The following is a 4,146-nucleotide window of genomic DNA, read 5'->3' on the forward strand; positions in this document are numbered from 1 at the left end:
GGTGGTGACCAGCGCGGGGGCGTGCCGGCGCTGGCTCGCCGCCGATCCGCCCAATATCGAAAAGGCCGAGCGCGCCGCCGAGCGCATCGTCGCCGAGGCGAGCCGCGCCAGCGAGGTGATCGCGCGCGTCCGCGGGCTCGCCAGCGGCAAGCCGCCGATGCGCGATCGGTTCGATCTCAACGCGCTGGTGCTCGAGATCGTCGAGCTGGCGCGCGGACAGATCGATCGCCACGATATCCTGCTGCGGCTCTATCTGCCCGAAGACCTGCCGCCGGTATTCGGCGATCGGGTGCAGATCGGGCAGGTGGTCGGCAATCTGCTGCTCAACGCGATCGACGCGGTGATGGCGGAGCCCGCGCGCGGGCATGAGATCGAGGTGATCGCCTCGCTCACCAAAGGCGGACAGAGCGTGACGCTGGCGGTGGCGGATTCGGGCGTGGGTTTTCGCGCGGGTGAGGCCGAGCGGCTGTTCGACGCTTTCTGGACGACCAAGCAGGACGGGATCGGGCTGGGGCTGACGATCAGCCGCGCGATCGTCGAAGCCAATGGCGGGCGGATCTGGGCCGAGGAGAATGAGCTGGACGGCGCGACCCTGTTGTTCACGCTCCCGATTGCGCGCGGCGCGAATGAAGCGGAAACAACGGCATGACCGATCCCGTGGCCCCGATCGTCTATATCGTCGACGACGACCGCTCGGTGCGCGAGGCGCTGGAGGACCTGCTGTCCTCCGTTGCGCTGCGCTCACGCTCGTTCGTTTCGGCGCAGGAATTTGCAGCGGCCCTGCGCGCCGATGCGCCCTCGTGCCTCGTGCTCGACGTCAGGATGCCGGGCGAGAGCGGGATGGAATTCCTGGCGCATATGGCTGAACGCGGGCTTGGGCTGCCGACGGTGATGATCACCGGGCATGGCGATATCGCGATGGGGGTTCGCGCGATGAAGGATGGCGCGATCGAATTCCTCACCAAGCCGTTCCGCGACCAGGATCTGCTCGACGCGATCAACCGCGGCATCGAGATCGATCGCGCGCGCCGCGCGGCGGCGGGGGAGACGGAGCGGCTGCGCGAATTGTGGGACGGGCTTTCCCCGGGCGAGCGCGACGTGACGCGGCTGGTGGTGCGCGGATTGCTCAACAAGCAAGTCGCCGCCGAGTTGGGCCTCAGCGAAATCACCGTCAAGGTGCGGCGCGGGCAGGTGATGCGCAAGATGGAGGCGCGGACGCTGCCCGATCTCGTCCGCGCTTATGATCGGATCCACGCCTAGCGCTGATCGCCGCCATCGCGATGCAGATCGTGGTGGATGCGGGCATATTCGGTATCGACCCACTTCAGCAGCGCCGTCGCGAAATCACTGTTGCGGCGACGCGGCAACAGCAGCATCTCGAGCCGCTTGAGCCACCAAAGGCGCAGCCGAAGCCGGGGCGTCATCGGCGCGTGGGTATGATCGAGCGACATGGGGCGTTCTCCTGACGGGTCAGATCTTCGCGTTGATGCTGAACAGGAACTGGCGCGGCGCCGAGCGCATGAACGTCTGGTAGTCGCCTGCGACCGAATAGCCGCCGATTCCCACCGACCCGATATTGTTGCGGTTCAGCGCGTTGTTGACGTCGAGGCGGAAGACCAGCTCGGGCACGCGCCCGGTCTTCGGCAGCCGATAGGAAGCGTGCGCATTCACCTGCCAATAATCGGGCACGTAGATGTCGTTGGTGTAGGTGAAGGGATCGTCGAGATAGAGCGTGCTCGTCGCGCCCGCGTCGAACCGGCCGTGCTTCACCGCGATCTGGGTGACCAGCGAGACTCCCGGATAGCCCGGCTGGAAATGCCCCTTCAACGGCGTGGCTTCCCCGGCAAGGATAAGATCGCTCTGGTAGCGCAGCTTGCTGACCGACACCGATTGCGAAATATCCAGCCAGGCGAAGGGCTTGAGATCGATGATCGCGTCCGCACCGATCAATTCGGAGCGCGGGACGATCCCGACAGTGCGTACCGGATTGAATTGCGGGCCGCTCGTCCCGTTGAGCAGGCGGTTGAGGATGATGCCGTAGTAAGCGTCGATATTGATGCTGACCGGCCCGAACCGGCGATAGCCGCCGACGGTGAAATTCCAGTCCTTCTCCGGCTTCAGCGTGGGAAGTGCGGCATCGAACAAAGCCTGGCTGTCGGCCGCCCAGGCCGACGACACCGGGCCGATATTGCCGCGCGACGAGACGCGATAGCCCACCGCTGTTTTGGCGATATCGAGATAGAGCGAGCTGCGTGCATCGGGCCGCCAATCGATCGCCAGCCGCGGGAGGAACGGATCGCTGGTCGCCAGCCGCCCGTTGGGCGCCTGATCGGGGCCGATACCGCCGCCGTTGGTCGAGAAATCGACCGCCTTGAACCCGGCGTCGATCGTCAGCGTATCGGTCGGCTTGAAGACGTCGCGGAGATAGAGCTGGAACGATTTGGTCGTCCAGCGCGAGTCATTGGCGATCTGGAACGCCGGCCCGTAGACGTCATACGGCCCGATCGCGCTGAGCGGTGCGCCTTGCCCGGGCAGCGGCTCGTTATATGACGCGAAGCGCGAGGTCGACGAGACGCGCTCGACCCAGACACCGGCGGAAATCGTGTGGCGATCGCCCTTCCAGGTCAGGTCGATCGTTCCCCCGAAACGCTGCGGGCGCGTCCGCCACACCTGCGCGGAGAAGGGCGCGCCGGTCTGCGATGGGGTCGAGACATTGGCGATCTCGATGTTCGATTTGCTGATCGCGGCATAACCCATCACGCTGCCCGAGAGCCGGTCGCTCAGGTCGAAATGATGCGTGATATTGCCGACGAAATCGTCGGTCGCCTGCCCGGTGTCATAGGGGACGAGCGAGGCCAGCGCGCCACAGGTGTAAGCGCCGCAAGACCGGCTGGCATTTGCCGGCGACGCAATGAACACCGCGCGCGCATAATCGGGATAGAAGATGTCGGTGCCGTTCCAGCCGAGCTTCGCCAGCATGTCGAACGAGGTGTTGTTATACCCCCAGATCTCGGCGCGCGCGAAAGAGAAGAAGGCGGTGACGTCGCCCCACGGCAGGTCCTGCACCAGCTTCGCGTTGGCGCGCAGCATATATTGCGAGCCCGCGCCGGTATATTTGTCCTTGGCGATCCGCTCGACGCCGAACAGCAAGCGCGGCCCCGCCTCACCGATCTGCCCGGTGTTGAGTGTAGCGCTGGTCACGAAAGTGTTGTTGCTGCCGAACCCCTGCGTCAGGTCGAGCCCGAATCGCGGTTTGGGATCGGCGATCGAATAGCGCATCTCGCCTCCGTTCACGGTGTTCGAGAAGCTGCTCACGCTCGCCGAGCCCGGGGAGATTCTGATTGCGGCAATATCGCCGGCCACCCCGATGTTGAGCGGCGCGGTGCCGGTGACGCTGCCGTAGCTGCCGTCGCCCAGCGGAATTCCCTCGAAGGTAATCGCCAGCTCGTTCTGGCGGAAACCGCGTACCAGCAGGAAGCCGTCCGACAGGTCGAGGCCATAGGCATCGGTCGAGGTGAAGGTGACCCCAGGGAGGTTCTTCACCAGCGCCAGCGCGCTGGTACCCGACAGCACATCGGACCAATCATCGTTGGTCAGCGCATAGCTGCCGGCGTCGACCGGGCGCGTCGTGCCGCCCGCCGGCGCGCGGCGGGTGGCGGTGACGATGATGTCCTCGGCGGAAGGTGTGGAGGTCTCGGCTGCCGGCTCGGCATCGGACGACTGCGCATGGGCGGGCGAGGCCACAGCGCCAAACGCGGCGATGGCGAGCGCGGAAATGCCGCAACCGGCAAGGAATTTGGGGAATGGGAACACGGGGACGCTTTCCGAAGGCAGCACGCGTCCGCCGCCCGCCGCGAGAGGCGGCGGACGATGCGACACGATCGAGATGGCACGGGCAGGGTGCGGGCCTGTCGGCTGCTCCCCGTTTCGCATCCCGGACTATTCCCGGTGGCCGGTATGGTTCAACGCTACGTTGGTATATTCGCGACCAGAAGGCGAGCGCGTGTGCAAAACGATCGCGAACGATCGGCGGCTACGCGCCCTAATTACGGCCGTTCAACGTGCGGATTTCGGATCCCGGAACATGGGATAATCGCGGCGCGATTCGCCCTCCGTTGAAGTTCCGGCGTACAAGCTGGCGAGGTG

4 protein-coding genes are annotated in these 4,146 nt (G+C 65.5%); 2 read left to right on the top strand and 2 right to left on the bottom strand.

Annotated features, from left to right (window positions below; genetic code table 11):
* Positions 1–649: sensor histidine kinase (locus BGN95_RS06155; protein ID WP_286771988.1), on the top strand; the 649-nt coding region annotated here is incomplete at its 5' end.
* Entirely contained in the window at positions 646–1,260 is a 615-nt protein-coding gene (locus BGN95_RS06160; protein ID WP_286771989.1) for a response regulator transcription factor, read from the top strand. The genes BGN95_RS06155 and BGN95_RS06160, both read left to right, overlap by 4 nt.
* Here the strand turns inward: BGN95_RS06160 and BGN95_RS06165 are convergent.
* Both BGN95_RS06165 and BGN95_RS06170 read right to left on the bottom strand, forming a co-directional pair.
* Positions 1,257–1,451 (bottom strand): hypothetical protein, encoded by a 195-nt coding sequence (locus BGN95_RS06165; RefSeq protein ID WP_286771990.1) that lies wholly within the window; start codon positions 1,449–1,451, stop codon positions 1,257–1,259. The genes BGN95_RS06160 and BGN95_RS06165 overlap by 4 nt on opposite strands.
* A 19-nt stretch (positions 1,452–1,470) precedes the next feature.
* Positions 1,471–3,813: a TonB-dependent receptor gene (locus BGN95_RS06170; protein ID WP_286771991.1), complete on the bottom strand. Its 2,343-nt coding sequence runs from the start codon at positions 3,811–3,813 to the stop codon at positions 1,471–1,473.
* Positions 3,814–4,146 lie beyond the last annotated feature (333 nt).

This window comes from Sphingomonas sp. 66-10 (assembly GCF_001897045.1).
In the GTDB taxonomy this organism is placed as follows: Bacteria; Pseudomonadota; Alphaproteobacteria; order Sphingomonadales; family Sphingomonadaceae; genus Sphingomonas; species Sphingomonas lycopersici.

Coding starts and splice junctions, on each gene's coding strand:
- BGN95_RS06165 (WP_286771990.1), bottom strand. CDS start 1,451: ATGTCGCTCGATCATACCCACGCGCCGATGACGCCCCGGCTTCGGCTG.
- BGN95_RS06160 (WP_286771989.1), top strand. CDS start 646: ATGACCGATCCCGTGGCCCCGATCGTCTATATCGTCGACGACGACCGC.